Source organism: Flavobacterium sp. FlaQc-30 (assembly GCF_044005885.1).
In the GTDB taxonomy this organism is placed as follows: domain Bacteria; phylum Bacteroidota; class Bacteroidia; order Flavobacteriales; family Flavobacteriaceae; genus Flavobacterium.
Genome location: NZ_JBIPCO010000010.1, coordinates 88155 through 101510, shown reverse-complemented (window position 1 = coordinate 101510; position 13356 = coordinate 88155). Strand labels below are relative to the sequence as shown.

The 13356-nt window shown below is 33.5% G+C and carries 20 protein-coding genes; all 20 read left to right on the top strand.

Annotated elements, in window-relative coordinates:
* The first annotated feature begins 2 nt into the window (after window positions 1-2).
* The 20 genes from rplE (at window position 3) to ACHRV0_RS19865 (ending at window position 13352) form a co-directional block, all read left to right on the top strand.
* The gene (gene rplE, locus ACHRV0_RS19960) at window positions 3-554 is read left to right on the top strand and encodes a 50S ribosomal protein L5 (RefSeq protein ID WP_017495015.1); all 552 of its coding nucleotides are present in this window, start codon (window positions 3-5) and stop codon (window positions 552-554) included.
* A gap of 3 nt (window positions 555-557) precedes the next feature.
* The gene (gene rpsN, locus ACHRV0_RS19955) at window positions 558-827 is read left to right on the top strand and encodes a 30S ribosomal protein S14 (protein WP_031456037.1); all 270 of its coding nucleotides are present in this window, start codon (window positions 558-560) and stop codon (window positions 825-827) included.
* A 104-nt stretch (window positions 828-931) separates the two neighbouring features.
* The gene (gene rpsH / locus ACHRV0_RS19950) at window positions 932-1330 is read left to right on the top strand and encodes a 30S ribosomal protein S8 (RefSeq protein ID WP_029272051.1); all 399 of its coding nucleotides are present in this window, start codon (window positions 932-934) and stop codon (window positions 1328-1330) included.
* 18 nt (window positions 1331-1348) lie between these two features.
* Window positions 1349-1891 carry a 50S ribosomal protein L6 gene (rplF, locus tag ACHRV0_RS19945; RefSeq protein ID WP_129023596.1) on the top strand — a complete coding sequence of 181 codons (543 nt, stop codon included), beginning with the start codon at window positions 1349-1351 and terminating at the stop codon, window positions 1889-1891.
* Window positions 1892-1902: 11 nt separating this feature from the next.
* Complete coding sequence (gene rplR / locus ACHRV0_RS19940) at window positions 1903-2253, top strand: 50S ribosomal protein L18 (protein ID WP_395442209.1); 351 nt, start codon at window positions 1903-1905, stop codon at window positions 2251-2253.
* A 3-nt stretch (window positions 2254-2256) separates the two neighbouring features.
* Window positions 2257-2781 carry a 30S ribosomal protein S5 gene (rpsE, locus tag ACHRV0_RS19935; RefSeq protein WP_085950926.1) on the top strand — a complete coding sequence of 175 codons (525 nt, stop codon included), beginning with the start codon at window positions 2257-2259 and terminating at the stop codon, window positions 2779-2781.
* An 11-nt stretch (window positions 2782-2792) separates the two neighbouring features.
* The gene (gene rpmD / locus ACHRV0_RS19930) at window positions 2793-2975 is read left to right on the top strand and encodes a 50S ribosomal protein L30 (RefSeq protein ID WP_056068811.1); all 183 of its coding nucleotides are present in this window, start codon (window positions 2793-2795) and stop codon (window positions 2973-2975) included.
* Window positions 2976-2986: 11 nt separating this feature from the next.
* On the top strand, window positions 2987-3439 hold the full coding sequence (gene rplO, locus ACHRV0_RS19925) for a 50S ribosomal protein L15 (protein ID WP_026982954.1): 453 nt from the start codon (window positions 2987-2989) through the stop codon (window positions 3437-3439).
* A gap of 13 nt (window positions 3440-3452) precedes the next feature.
* On the top strand, window positions 3453-4799 hold the full coding sequence (gene secY / locus ACHRV0_RS19920) for a preprotein translocase subunit SecY (protein WP_089055323.1): 1347 nt from the start codon (window positions 3453-3455) through the stop codon (window positions 4797-4799).
* Window positions 4800-4806: 7 nt separating this feature from the next.
* A complete protein-coding gene (gene infA, locus ACHRV0_RS19915) occupies window positions 4807-5022 on the top strand; it encodes a translation initiation factor IF-1 (RefSeq protein ID WP_007136545.1) in 216 nt (71 codons plus the stop codon).
* 12 nt (window positions 5023-5034) lie between these two features.
* The gene (gene ykgO, locus ACHRV0_RS19910; RefSeq protein WP_002987490.1) at window positions 5035-5151 is read left to right on the top strand and encodes a type B 50S ribosomal protein L36; all 117 of its coding nucleotides are present in this window, start codon (window positions 5035-5037) and stop codon (window positions 5149-5151) included.
* A 2-nt stretch (window positions 5152-5153) separates the two neighbouring features.
* Complete coding sequence (rpsM, locus tag ACHRV0_RS19905) at window positions 5154-5528, top strand: 30S ribosomal protein S13 (RefSeq protein WP_089055322.1); 375 nt, start codon at window positions 5154-5156, stop codon at window positions 5526-5528.
* Window positions 5529-5536: 8 nt separating this feature from the next.
* On the top strand, window positions 5537-5920 hold the full coding sequence (gene rpsK, locus ACHRV0_RS19900) for a 30S ribosomal protein S11 (RefSeq protein WP_053470832.1): 384 nt from the start codon (window positions 5537-5539) through the stop codon (window positions 5918-5920).
* A gap of 89 nt (window positions 5921-6009) precedes the next feature.
* Entirely contained in the window at window positions 6010-6615 is a 606-nt protein-coding gene (rpsD, locus tag ACHRV0_RS19895) for a 30S ribosomal protein S4 (RefSeq protein ID WP_029272055.1), read from the top strand.
* 21 nt (window positions 6616-6636) lie between these two features.
* Window positions 6637-7629, top strand: a complete 993-nt coding sequence (locus tag ACHRV0_RS19890; protein WP_008464329.1) for a DNA-directed RNA polymerase subunit alpha — start codon at window positions 6637-6639, stop codon at window positions 7627-7629.
* Window positions 7630-7691: 62 nt separating this feature from the next.
* A complete protein-coding gene (rplQ, locus tag ACHRV0_RS19885; RefSeq protein ID WP_031456031.1) occupies window positions 7692-8183 on the top strand; it encodes a 50S ribosomal protein L17 in 492 nt (163 codons plus the stop codon).
* A 243-nt stretch (window positions 8184-8426) separates the two neighbouring features.
* Entirely contained in the window at window positions 8427-9545 is a 1119-nt protein-coding gene (gene carA, locus ACHRV0_RS19880; RefSeq protein WP_395442208.1) for a glutamine-hydrolyzing carbamoyl-phosphate synthase small subunit, read from the top strand.
* A gap of 102 nt (window positions 9546-9647) precedes the next feature.
* Window positions 9648-10940 (top strand): phosphopyruvate hydratase, encoded by a 1293-nt coding sequence (gene eno / locus ACHRV0_RS19875; protein WP_089055320.1) that lies wholly within the window; start codon window positions 9648-9650, stop codon window positions 10938-10940.
* Between the two features lie 156 nt (window positions 10941-11096).
* Complete coding sequence (locus ACHRV0_RS19870; protein WP_089055319.1) at window positions 11097-12374, top strand: citrate synthase; 1278 nt, start codon at window positions 11097-11099, stop codon at window positions 12372-12374.
* Window positions 12375-12437: 63 nt separating this feature from the next.
* Complete coding sequence (locus ACHRV0_RS19865) at window positions 12438-13352, top strand: dimethylarginine dimethylaminohydrolase family protein (protein ID WP_395442207.1); 915 nt, start codon at window positions 12438-12440, stop codon at window positions 13350-13352.
* Window positions 13353-13356: the final 4 nt, after the last annotated feature.

The window sequence follows — 13356 nt, the reverse complement described above, 5'->3', positions numbered from 1 at the left end:
TAATGGCATATACACCTAGACTAAAAGAAGAATATAAGAGTAGAGTAATCTCTGCTCTTAAAGAAGAGTTCGGATATACAAACGTAATGCAAGTTCCTAAACTTGAAAAAATCGTTTTGAGCCGTGGAGTTGGTGCAGCTGTATCTGATAAAAAACTTATTGACTATGCGGTTGATGAGTTAACAAAGATCACTGGACAAAAAGCAGTATCTACAATTTCAAAGAAAGACGTTGCGTCATTCAAATTGAGAAAAGGGATGCCTATTGGAGCAAAAGTTACTTTGCGTGGTGAAAGAATGTATGAGTTTTTAGATAGACTTATTACTTCTGCTTTACCGCGTGTTAGAGATTTTAGTGGTATCAAAGCTACAGGTTTCGACGGAAGAGGTAACTACAATCTTGGAGTTTTAGAGCAAATCATTTTTCCAGAAATTGATATTGACAAAGTAAACAAAATTTCAGGAATGGATATTACATTTGTTACTACTGCAAAAACAGACAAGGAAGCAAAGTCATTATTGGCTGAATTAGGATTACCTTTTAAAAAGAATTAAGACATGGCTAAAGAATCAATGAAAGCCCGTGAGGTTAAAAGAGAGAAAACGGTAGCTAAGTACGCTGAAAAAAGAAAAGCTTTATTAGAAGCTGGAGATTATGAAGGCTTACAAAAATTACCTAAAAATGCTTCACCAGTTCGTTTGCACAATCGTTGTAAATTAACAGGTAGACCAAGAGGTTATATCCGTCAATTTGGTATTTCACGTGTAACTTTCCGTGAGATGGCTAATAATGGGTTGATTCCTGGAGTAAAAAAAGCATCTTGGTAATCTCGCAATAAGTTATTACTTTTGCAAACCAAAAAATAATTTTAATTGATTAAAGGTTCGGGAGACGGGTGTCTCCCGAAAACCATAATCGCAATCAAATACATATGTATACAGATCCTATTGCAGATTATTTGACTAGAGTTCGTAACGCTGTGGCTGCAAACCACAAAGTTGTTGAAATTCCAGCTTCTAATCTTAAAAAAGAAATAACTAAGATCTTATTTGATCAAGGTTATATCTTGAGTTACAAATTTGAAACGAACACTGTTCAAGGTTCTATCAAAATTGCTTTAAAGTACGATAAAGATACTAAAGAGCCTGTGATTAAAGATATCCAAAGAATTAGTAAACCAGGTTTACGTAAGTATGCTGGTGCTGCCAAATTACCTAGAATCCTTAACGGATTAGGAATTGCTATTGTTTCTACATCAAAAGGTTTAATGACTGGAAAACAAGCTAAGCAGTTAAATGTAGGTGGTGAAGTAATTTGTTACGTATACTAATTTTAAACACTAGATAAGATGTCAAGAATAGGTAAAAGCCCAATTGTAATCCCTGCTGGTGTAACTGTTGAAGTTAAAGACGGTATTATTACAGTAAAAGGAAAAAAAGGTCAACTGACTCAGGAGTTTTCGGACGTAACTGTTAAAGTTGAAGGTGATCAAGTTTCAGTTGAAAGATCATCTGATCATAAAGACCAAAGAGCAAAACACGGATTATACAGATCATTGATCAATAATATGATTGTTGGTGTATCTGAAGGTTTTACTAAAGAACTAGAATTAGTTGGAGTTGGTTATAGAGCTTCAAACCAAGGTCAAAAATTAGATTTAGCTCTTGGATATTCTCACAATATTGTTTTAGAAATTGCTCCAGAAGTAGCTTTAGAGACAATATCTGAAAAAGGTAAGAACCCAATCGTAAAATTAACATCATTTGACAAACAACTTTTAGGTCAAGTAGCTGCGAAAATTAGAGGTTTCCGTAAGCCAGAGCCATACAAAGGAAAAGGTGTTAAATTTGTGGGTGAAGTATTAAGAAGAAAAGCAGGTAAATCAGCTTAAAAAATAAGATTATGTCATTAACAAAATCTGATAGAAGACAGAGAATTAGATTCAGAATTAGAAAATCGATTAGTGGTACTGCTGCTAACCCAAGACTATCTGTGTTTAGAAGTAATAAAGAAATTTACGTTCAACTTATTGATGATGTAAATGGAGTTACTATATTAGCTGCATCTTCAAGAGAAAAAGAAATAGGAAAAGGTACTAACGTTGAAATCGCTGCTGCTGTTGGAAAATTAGTTGCAGAGAAAGCGTTAAAAGCTGGGATTGAAACCATCACTTTTGATAGAGGTGGATATTTATATCACGGTCGTATTAAATCATTAGCAGAAGGCGCAAGAGCGGCTGGACTTAAATTCTAATATATTATGTCTAAATACAAAAATGTAGAATTGGTAAAACCAAGTGGTCTTGAACTTAAAGATCGTCTGGTAAGTGTTAATCGTGTTACTAAGGTTACAAAAGGGGGTAGAGCTTTCGGTTTTTCTGCTATTGTAGTTGTAGGTGATGAAAATGGAGTAGTTGGTCATGGATTAGGAAAATCTAAAGACGTTTCTGAAGCAATTGCGAAAGCAGTAGAAGATGCTAAGAAAAATTTAGTGAAAATTCCTTTGAATGGACAATCTGTTCCTCACGAACAAAAAGGAAAATTTGGTGGTGCACGTGTATTCTTAATTCCTGCTTCTCATGGTACAGGAGTTATTGCTGGTGGAGCTGTTCGTTCAGTTCTTGAATCAGTAGGTATTCACGACGTATTATCAAAATCTCAAGGATCATCAAATCCACATAACGTAGTTAAAGCAACTTTTGATGCTTTATTACAAATGAGAAGCGCTCACACTGTTGCAAAACAAAGAGGAGTTTCTTTAGAAAAAGTTTTTAAAGGTTAATCAAGGAAATTATGGCTAAATTATTAGTAAAACAAGTAAGAAGCAAGATCAACTGTCCTCTTTCTCAAAAGAGAGGTTTAGAAGCTTTAGGTCTACGTAAAATGGGACAAGTTGTGGAGCATGAGTCAAATCCTGCTATCCTTGGGATGATAAACAAAGTTAAACACTTAGTTTCTGTAGAAGAAGCTAAATAACAAATACTGTTATGAATTTAAGTAACTTACAACCTGCTGAAGGATCTACACACAATCAAAATAAAAGATTAGGTAGAGGAGAAGGTTCTGGAAAAGGTGGCACTGCTGCAAGAGGTCACAAAGGAGCAAAATCTCGTTCTGGTTATTCTAAAAAGATTGGTTTTGAAGGAGGGCAAATGCCACTTCAAAGACGTGTGCCTAAGTTTGGTTTCACAAACATCAATCGTAAAGAATACGAAGGTGTTAATTTAGATACGCTTCAATTGTTAGTAGACAATGGTGTGATTACTGATTCTGTTTCTATGACAGATTTCGTAGCAAATCGTCTAGCTACCAAAAATGAAATCGTTAAGATTTTAGGTAGAGGAGAATTGAAAGCAAAATTAAAAGTAACTGCCCACAAATTTACTGCTACTGCAAAAGCTGCTATTGAAGCTGCTGGTGGAGAAGCTGTAACTATATAACTTATCTATTAAGATGAAGAAATTTATTGAATCAATAAGTAATGTTTGGAAAATCGAAGAACTGAAAAACAGAATCTTAATTACATTAGGGTTGCTTTTAGTATATCGTTTTGGTGCACACGTTACGCTTCCTGGAATTGACGCAACTCAATTAACAGGTTTAGCGGGACAAACTAAAAATGGTTTAGGATCTATCCTAGACATGTTTACAGGAGGTGCTTTCTCTAAAGCTTCAGTTTTTGCTTTAGGTATTATGCCTTATATTTCTGCATCTATTGTTGTTCAGTTAATGGGAATTGCGATTCCATATTTGCAAAAACTTCAGAACGATGGAGAAAGTGGTAGAAAAAAGATTAATCAAATCACTCGTTGGTTGACTATAGCTATTACACTGGTTCAAGGTCCAACTTATATCTATAATTTATACAGAACATTGCCTAGTAGTGCATTTCTACTAGGCTTTAATTCTCCTGAATTTTTGTTCTCGTCTGTTATCATCTTAGTAACTGGTACTATTTTTGCTATGTGGCTTGGTGAGAAAATTACAGATAAAGGTATTGGAAATGGAATTTCATTATTAATTATGGTTGGTATTCTAGCTCGTTTACCACAAGCTTTTATACAAGAGTTTACAACGAGAGTTACCAATAACAATGGAGGTCCAATGTTGTTAGTTATTGAAATTATTGTGTGGTTATTGGTAATCATTTCTTGTGTATTGCTTACAATGGCAGTACGTAGAATCCCGGTTCAATACGCTCGTCGTACTACAACTGGAGATTATGAGCAAGATTTGGCAGGCGGTAATAGACAATGGATTCCTCTAAAGCTTAATGCTTCTGGAGTTATGCCAATCATTTTTGCTCAGGCAATTATGTTTATCCCTGCAGCTGTAGCTGGATTGTCTAAATCAGATACATCACAATCAATTGTTGGTGCATTTAGTAATATGTTTGGTTTTTGGTATAATTTTGTTTTTGCAACTTTAATTATTGTATTTACATTCTTTTATACTGCGATTACCGTACCTACTAACAAGATGGCTGATGATTTAAAGAGAAGCGGTGGTTTTATTCCGGGCGTTCGTCCAGGAGCTGAAACTTCTGAGTTTCTTGATAAAGTGATGTCTTTAATAACTTTCCCAGGATCTTTATTCCTTGCTTTGATTGCTGTGTTCCCAGCTATTGTTGTAAGTATTATGGATGTACAACAATCTTGGGCAATGTTTTTTGGAGGTACCTCATTAATAATTATGGTTGGAGTTGCAATAGATACTATTCAACAAATCAATTCATACTTGTTAAACAAGCATTATGATGGTTTAATGAAGACTGGTAAAAATAGAAAAGCAGTAGCTTAATATATTTATGGCAAAACAATCAGCAATAGAACAAGACGGATCAATTATTGAAGCATTATCAAATGCGATGTTCCGTGTGGAGTTAGAAAATGGACATATTGTAATTGCTCATATTTCTGGAAAGATGCGTATGCATTATATCAAGTTATTACCTGGTGATAAAGTGAAACTAGAAATGAGTCCTTATGATTTGTCAAAAGCAAGAATTACTTATCGATATTAAAGGATATTCACTATGAAAGTTAGAGCATCAGTAAAAAAGAGAAGTGCCGAGTGCATTATCGTGCGTAGAAAAGGGAGATTGTACGTAATAAACAAAAAGAATCCTAGATTTAAACAAAGACAAGGATAATTATGGCAAGAATAGCAGGGGTAGATATCCCAAAAAACAAAAGAGGTGTTATTGCACTTACCTATATTTTCGGATTAGGAAAAAGTAGAGCTATTGAGATTTTAGAAAAAGCTCAAGTTAGCCAAGATAAAAAAGTTCAAGATTGGAATGATGACGAGATCGGAGCAATTCGTGAAGCTGTTGGAGCATTCAAAATTGAAGGAGAATTACGTTCTGAAGTTTCTTTGAACATCAAACGTTTAATGGATATTGGTTGTTATAGAGGAATTCGTCATAGATCTGGTCTTCCATTAAGAGGTCAAAGAACTAAAAACAACTCTAGAACTAGAAAAGGAAAAAGAAAAACTGTTGCTAACAAGAAAAAAGCAACTAAATAATAAGTAATATGGCTAAAGCAACTGCAAAAAAACGTAAAGTTATCGTTGAATCAACGGGTGAAGCTCATGTTTCTTCTACTTTTAACAATATTATTATTTCTTTGACAAATAAGAAAGGTGAAGTTATTGCTTGGTCTTCAGCTGGAAAAATGGGTTTCAGAGGTTCTAAAAAGAATACTCCGTACGCAGCTCAAATGGCAGCAGAAGATTGTAGTAAAGTAGCTCTTGAAGCTGGACTTAAAAAAGTAAAAGTTTATGTAAAAGGACCAGGAAACGGACGTGAGTCTGCTATCCGTTCTATTCATAACGGTGGAATTGAAGTTACTGAGATTATCGATGTTACTCCAATGCCTCACAACGGATGTCGTCCTCCTAAAAGACGTAGAGTTTAATACTCAAAAATTATAGTATAACCTAGATTGAATATAGATTATCGAAGGATAAGACCTGAATTCATAATCTCAATCTTAAACAATTTAAAATGGCAAGATATACTGGTCCTAGTACAAGAATCGCTCGTAAGTTTGGCGAAGCAATCTTCGGAGATGATAAATCTTTCGAAAAAAGAAATTACCCACCTGGACAACACGGGATGGCTAAAAAAAGAGGAAAAAAATCTGAGTACGCTGTTCAGTTAATGGAAAAGCAAAAAGCTAAATATTCTTACGGAATTTTAGAAAAACAATTCAGAAATTTATTCGAAAAAGCATCAGCAACTAAAGGAGTAACTGGTGAGGTTTTATTACAATTATGTGAAGCAAGATTAGATAATGTTGTTTTTAGAATGGGAATTGCTCCATCTAGAAGAGGTGCTCGTCAAATAGTATCTCACAGACACATTACTGTTAATGGTGAGGTTGTAAATATTCCTTCTTACCACCTTAAGCCTGGTGATAAAGTTGCAGTTCGTGAAAAATCTAAATCTTTAGAAGCTATCGAACGTTCTTTATCAAATTCAAGTCATGTTTATGAATGGATTACTTGGAACAATGATCTTAAAGAAGGAACTTTTGTTTCTGTACCTGCAAGACTTCAAATTCCAGAAAACATTAAAGAACAATTAATCGTAGAGTTGTACAACAAATAATAATTGACTTAGTCGAAATTTATGGCAATATTTAATTTTCAAAAGCCCGATAAAGTTATCATGATCGATTCAACCGATTTTGAAGGTAAATTCGAATTTAGACCTTTAGAACCTGGTTATGGATTGACAGTTGGTAATGCACTTAGAAGAGTTTTGCTTTCAGCATTAGAAGGTTATGCAATTACATCTGTTCGTATCGAAGGTGTAGATCATGAGTTTTCTACTATTTCAGGTGTTGTTGAAGATGTTACCGAAATTATCCTTAATCTAAAACAAGTACGTTTCAAACGTCAGATCGAAGATATCGATAATGAATCAGTTACTATTTCTGTTTCTGGTAAAGATCAATTGACAGCAGGTGATTTTCAAAAATTTATTTCAGGTTTCCAAGTTTTGAATCCAGACCTTGTTATCTGTAATTTAGATTCTAAAATCAAATTGAACTTCGATTTAACAATCGAAAAAGGTAGAGGATACGTTCCTGCTGAGGAGAACAAAAAACAGAATGCTGCAATTGGAACAATTTTTACTGACTCTATTTTTACTCCGGTAAAAAATGTAAAGTATGCAATTGAAAACTTCCGTGTAGAGCAAAAAACAGATTACGAAAAATTGGTTTTTGAAATTAAAACTGATGGATCTATTAATCCAAAAGATGCTCTTACTGAAGCTGCAAAAGTTTTAATTCACCATTTCATGTTGTTTTCTGACGAAAGAATTACACTTGAGGCTGACGAAATTGCACAAACAGAATCGTATGATGAAGAGTCATTGCATATGAGACAATTGCTTAAAACTAAGCTTGTTGATATGGATTTATCTGTGAGAGCATTAAATTGCTTGAAAGCGGCTGAAGTTGATACACTTGGTGATTTAGTATCGTTCAATAAAAATGACCTAATGAAATTCCGTAATTTTGGTAAAAAATCTTTAACTGAACTTGACGAACTTGTTGCAGTTAAAAATTTAACTTTCGGAATGGATTTAGCTAAATACAAATTAGATAAAGAATAATTTACTTCATATTTTGCTCTCCATAGCGGATTGTAGCAAGATGAAGATAAAAAAAACACGTCATGAGACACGGAAAAAAATTCAACCACTTAAGCAGGCAGACTGGACATAGAAAAGCTATGTTAGCTAATATGGCTTGTTCTCTTATTGAGCACAAACGTATTAACACTACTGTTGCTAAGGCTAAAGCGCTTAAACAATTTGTTGAGCCTTTAATCACAAAATCAAAAGAAGATACGACTCACAATCGTCGTATTGTTTTTGCTTACTTACGTAGCAAATATGCTGTAACTGATTTGTTCAGAGACGTAGCTGCTAAAGTTGGAGACCGTCCAGGTGGATACACTCGTATCATTAAAGTTGGAAATCGTTTGGGAGATAATGCTGATATGGCAATGATCGAACTTGTAGATTTCAATGAACTTTACAATGGTGGTAAAAAAGAAGTTAAAAAAGCAAAAAGCCGTCGTGGTGGTAAAGCTAAAAAAGCTGAGGAGACTACTCCAGAAGCTCCTGCTGCTGAATCAGAAACGACTACTGAAGCTTCTGAATAATTATGAAAGTAATGATTCTATAGAAATCAAGGATAAACTAATTTTTAGTTTATCCTTTTTTTTTGAATTTTTTAGAGGAAATTAAAATTTAACTTTTTTAAATGTCTTGGTTTTATTTTTATTAATGAAATTTTTAAAAAATCTTGGCAGCACTCTTTTAAAGAAGTAAATTTGCAAAATATCTAATTACAAGTGAAACTTTAAAGGTTTCATAATACGATTAAAAACAATACAAATTAAAGAATGAAATACACAACACGACAAAGCGCCATTTTATTACTTAGTGACGGAACTATTTTTCATGGAAAATCTATCGGTATAAGCGGTAAAACTTTCGGTGAAGTATGTTTTAATACTGGAATGACTGGGTATCAAGAGATTTTTACAGATCCTTCTTATTTTGGTCAAATAATGGTGGCTACTAATGCACATATTGGTAATTATGGTGTAAATGATTTAGAGATAGAGTCTGAAAGCATTAAAATAGCTGGTTTAGTTTGTAAAAACTTTAGCTTTAACTTTTCAAGAGAAAGAGCTTCTGAGAGCTTAGAAGATTATTTTGCGAAACAAAATCTAATATGTATTTCTGATGTAGATACTAGAGCCCTTGTTAGTTATATTCGTGATAATGGTGCTATGAATGCTGTTATTTGTACTGATGGAACTTCTATAGAAGACTTGAAGAAAGAATTAGCTGATGTTCCAAATATGGAAGGATTAGAGTTGGCTTCTAAAGTGTCAACAACTGAGCCGTATTATTTTGGAGAAGAGAATGCTAAGTATAAAGTTTCGGCTTTAGATCTTGGAATTAAAAAGAATATTTTGAGAAATCTTGCTAAGAGAGACTGTTACATAAAAGTTTTTCCATACAATTCTACTTATGAGGATTTAGCATCATTTAATCCAGATGGATATTTCTTGTCAAACGGACCTGGTGATCCAGATCCACTTTTTGGAGCAATTGAAGTTGCAAAACAAATTCTTGCAAACGATAAACCTTTATTTGGAATTTGTTTAGGGCATCAAGTAATTGGTCTTGCTAATGGCATTGAAACTTATAAGATGTTTAACGGACATCGAGGAATTAATCACCCTGTTAAAAATATTTTAACTGGTAAAGGAGAGGTTACTTCTCAGAATCATGGATTTGCAGTTAAGAAAGAGCAATTAGAAAATCATCCAGAATTGGAGATTACACATGTACATTTAAATGACGGAACTGTTGCGGGTATGAGAATGAAAACTAAAAATTGTTTTTCAGTACAATATCATCCAGAAGCTAGTCCTGGACCACATGATTCTTCTTATTTGTTCGATCAGTTTGTTGAGAATATAGAATCAGCTTCGTCTAAAACGATGTAGTTAATAAATAAAGGTGTTTATTATTTTAAATACGTTTTAAGTATTAAATATTTTTATAATTTCGAAAAAAAAATATAATTTATTAATAAAAAAATAAAAATAATGAGTATTATAATTAAAGTTCACGCAAGACAAATTCTTGATTCTAGAGGAAATCCTACTATTGAAGTTGATGTAGTAACTGAAAACGGAGTTTTAGGTAGAGCTGCTGTTCCATCTGGAGCATCAACTGGAGAGCACGAAGCTGTTGAATTACGTGATGGAGGTAAAGCTTATCTTGGAAAAGGAGTTTTGAATGCAGTGAATAATGTAAATACTGTTATTGCTGAAGAATTAGTTGGAACTTCTGTTTTTGAACAAAACACAATTGACCAATTGATGATTGATTTAGATGGAACTCCAAATAAATCAAAATTAGGAGCTAATGCAATTTTAGGAGTTTCTCTTGCTGCTGCAAAAGCTGCTGCTAATGAACTTGGGTTGCCATTATACAGATATGTAGGTGGAGTTTCTGCTAATACATTACCTGTTCCGATGATGAATATCATCAACGGCGGTTCTCACTCTGATGCACCTATCGCATTCCAAGAATTCATGATTTTCCCTGTAAAAGCAACTTCTTTTACGCATTCTATGCAAATGGGAACTGAAATTTTCCATAGCTTGAAAAAAGTATTGCACGACAGAGGTTTAAGTACAGCTGTTGGTGATGAAGGAGGTTTTGCTCCAAACTTAGCTGGTGGTACTGAAGATGCTTTAGATACTATTAAATTGGCAGTTGAAAAAGCGGGTTATACTTTTGGAGACGAAATTATGATCGCTCTTGATTGTGCGGCTTCTGAATTTTATGTAAACGGAAAATACGATTATACTAAATTTGAAGGTGAAACTGGAAAAATCAGAACTTCTGAAGAGCAAGCTGATTATTTAGCTGAACTTGCTGCTAAATATCCAATTATCTCTATCGAAGATGGTATGTATGAAGATGATTGGAATGGATGGAAATACTTAACTGAAAAAATTGGAGACAAAGTACAATTAGTTGGTGATGATTTATTTGTTACAAACGTTGCTCGTTTGTCTACAGGTATTGAAAAAGGAATTGCAAATTCAATTTTAGTTAAAGTAAACCAAATTGGTACTTTGACAGAAACTATTGCTGCTGTAAATATGGCTAAAAATGCTGGATATACTTCAGTAATGTCTCATCGTTCTGGAGAAACAGAAGATAATACAATTGCTGATTTAGCTGTTGCATTAAACTGTGGTCAAATTAAGACTGGTTCAGCTTCGCGTTCAGATCGTATGGCAAAATACAACCAATTATTAAGAATTGAGGAGGAATTAGGAAGTACTGCTTATTTCCCTGGCTTAAACGCTTTCAAGATAAAATAATTGTAAGAGTTATATGTTAAGATTAAACCATTCGTTTGTTCGAATGGTTTTTTTTTGGAGTTTTAACAAATTCATAGCAGGATTCTTTTTTTAATTAGTCTTAAATTCCTTAGATTTGATAAATTATTATTTTAAAGAATTATTTCCGATTATATTATGTCAAAAATAGCTACATTAGAAGTAGATGGTAAGAAAATTGAACTTCCTGTAATTACTGGAAGCGAAAATGAATCTGCTATCGATATTAACAAATTACGTGATTTAACTGGTGTTATTACAATTGACCCAGGTTATAAAAACTCTGGATCTTGTACAAGTGAAATCACTTTCTTGGATGGAGAATTAGGGATTTTGCGTTACAGAGGATATTCAATCGAAGACTTAGCTGAAAAAGCTAATTTTTTAGAGGTTTCTTATCTTTTGATTTTTGGCGAATTACCAACTGCTCAACAATTGGAGCAGTTTGAAAATGGTATCAAAAAACATACTTTGGTAAACGAAGAAATGAAAAATATCATTGATGGTTTTCCAAAAACAGCTCATCCAATGGGAGTTTTATCTGCTTTGACAAGTGCTTTAACAGCATTTAATCCAAAAGCAGTAAACGTTGAGAATGAGAAAGAAATGTACGAGGCGATTTGCAAAACAATGGGTAAATTCCTTGTAATTGCTACTTGGACTTATAGAAAATCGATGGGTTACCCATTGAATTATTATGATAATACACAGGGTTATGTAGAAAACTTTATGCAATTAATGTTTAAATTGCCTACAGGACCTTATTCAGCAAATCCTGTTGTAGTTGATGCATTAGATAAGTTGTTTATTCTTCACGCAGATCACGAGCAAAACTGTTCTACTTCAACTGTAAGAATGGTAGGTTCGTCTCATGCTGGATTATTTGCTTCTATATCTGCAGGTGTTTCAGCATTATGGGGGCCGCTTCATGGTGGCGCAAACCAGGCAGTGCTTGAAATGTTAGAAGAAATTAATAAAGATGGTGGTGACACAGATAAATTCTTAGCTAAAGCAAAAGACAAAAATGATCCTTTCCGTTTAATGGGATTTGGTCATAGAGTTTATAAAAACTTTGATCCAAGAGCAAGAATCATTAAAAAAGCAGCTAAAGAAGTTTTAGAAACTTTAGGTGTTGAAGATCCAATTCTTGAAATTGCTAAAAAATTAGAGGCAGCTGCTCTTGAAGATGAATACTTCAAATCAAGAAACTTATATCCAAACGTAGATTTCTATTCTGGAATTATTTACAGAGCATTAGGAATTCCTACAGATATGTTTACAGTAATGTTTGCAATTGGAAGATTACCAGGATGGATCGCACAATGGAAAGAAATGCGTGAAAACAAAGAACCAATTGGAAGGCCTAGACAAATTTATACTGGACACCCTTTAAGAGACTTCAAGTCTAATAAATAAAAAAACTAAAGCTTTACTTAACTGTAAAGCTTTTTTTATCTTTGTTTAAAATATAATAGAATTATGTTGCAATTAAATATAAAGAACGAAACTTCAAGACTGCGGGCCGTAGTTTTGGGTTCTGCGGTTCATAATGGGCCAACTCCAACTTTAGATGAAGCCTATGATCCTAAATCATTGGAACATATTAAAGCAGGGACATATCCGGTTGAAAAAGATATGGTTGCTGAAATGGAAGCTTTTAATGCTGTTTTTCAAAAGTATGATGTAAAAGTTTATCGCCCAGAAATGATTGAAAATTACAATCAGATCTTTGCGAGAGATATTGGTTTTGTAATTGATGATACTTTTGTTAAATCAAATATTTTACCTGATAGAGAGCGTGAATTAGATGCGATTCAATACATAATTGATCAAATAGATCCTCTAAAAGTGGTTCGTCCGCCTGAAGAAGTACATATTGAAGGAGGGGATGTTATGCTTTGGAATGATCATATTTTTATAGGGACTTATAAAGGAAGTGATTACAAAGATTACATTACTGCAAGAACCAATATGCAAGGTGTAAATTTTATTAAAGAGTTGTTTCCTAATAAAATTGTCAAGGAATTTGATTTAGTTAAATCAAAACTTGAGGCTCGTGATAACGCCTTACATTTAGATTGCTGTTTTCAGCCTGTAGGGAAAGATAAAGGAATTATCTACAAAAGAGGTTTCCGCGAGGAAGCGGATTACACTTATCTAGTCAATCTTTTTGGAAAAGAAAATTTATTTCATATCGAAAGAAATGAAATGTATAATATGTTTTCTAATGTGTTTTCAATTGATGAAAATGTTGTGGTTTCCGAGAAAAACTTCACACGACTAAACAATTGGCTTCGGGCAAACGGATTTATTGTTGAAGAAATACCTTATGCTGAAATTGCAAAACAAGAAGGATTGTTAAGATGTTCAACTTTGCCATTAATTAGAGATTAAATAT

Bases quoted from the DNA above. Each gene is read 5' to 3' on its own strand.
- rplE (WP_017495015.1), top strand. From the start codon at position 3: ATGGCATATACACCTAGACTAAAAGAAGAATATAAGAGTAGAGTAATC.
- rpsN (WP_031456037.1), top strand. From the start codon at position 558: ATGGCTAAAGAATCAATGAAAGCCCGTGAGGTTAAAAGAGAGAAAACG.
- rpsH (WP_029272051.1), top strand. From the start codon at position 932: ATGTATACAGATCCTATTGCAGATTATTTGACTAGAGTTCGTAACGCT.
- rplF (WP_129023596.1), top strand. From the start codon at position 1,349: ATGTCAAGAATAGGTAAAAGCCCAATTGTAATCCCTGCTGGTGTAACT.
- rplR (WP_395442209.1), top strand. From the start codon at position 1,903: ATGTCATTAACAAAATCTGATAGAAGACAGAGAATTAGATTCAGAATT.
- rpmD (WP_056068811.1), top strand. From the start codon at position 2,793: ATGGCTAAATTATTAGTAAAACAAGTAAGAAGCAAGATCAACTGTCCT.
- rplO (WP_026982954.1), top strand. From the start codon at position 2,987: ATGAATTTAAGTAACTTACAACCTGCTGAAGGATCTACACACAATCAA.
- secY (WP_089055323.1), top strand. From the start codon at position 3,453: ATGAAGAAATTTATTGAATCAATAAGTAATGTTTGGAAAATCGAAGAA.
- infA (WP_007136545.1), top strand. From the start codon at position 4,807: ATGGCAAAACAATCAGCAATAGAACAAGACGGATCAATTATTGAAGCA.
- ykgO (WP_002987490.1), top strand. From the start codon at position 5,035: ATGAAAGTTAGAGCATCAGTAAAAAAGAGAAGTGCCGAGTGCATTATC.
- rpsM (WP_089055322.1), top strand. From the start codon at position 5,154: ATGGCAAGAATAGCAGGGGTAGATATCCCAAAAAACAAAAGAGGTGTT.
- rpsK (WP_053470832.1), top strand. From the start codon at position 5,537: ATGGCTAAAGCAACTGCAAAAAAACGTAAAGTTATCGTTGAATCAACG.
- rpsD (WP_029272055.1), top strand. From the start codon at position 6,010: ATGGCAAGATATACTGGTCCTAGTACAAGAATCGCTCGTAAGTTTGGC.
- ACHRV0_RS19890 (WP_008464329.1), top strand. From the start codon at position 6,637: ATGGCAATATTTAATTTTCAAAAGCCCGATAAAGTTATCATGATCGAT.
- rplQ (WP_031456031.1), top strand. From the start codon at position 7,692: ATGAGACACGGAAAAAAATTCAACCACTTAAGCAGGCAGACTGGACAT.
- carA (WP_395442208.1), top strand. From the start codon at position 8,427: ATGAAATACACAACACGACAAAGCGCCATTTTATTACTTAGTGACGGA.
- eno (WP_089055320.1), top strand. From the start codon at position 9,648: ATGAGTATTATAATTAAAGTTCACGCAAGACAAATTCTTGATTCTAGA.
- ACHRV0_RS19870 (WP_089055319.1), top strand. From the start codon at position 11,097: ATGTCAAAAATAGCTACATTAGAAGTAGATGGTAAGAAAATTGAACTT.
- ACHRV0_RS19865 (WP_395442207.1), top strand. From the start codon at position 12,438: ATGTTGCAATTAAATATAAAGAACGAAACTTCAAGACTGCGGGCCGTA.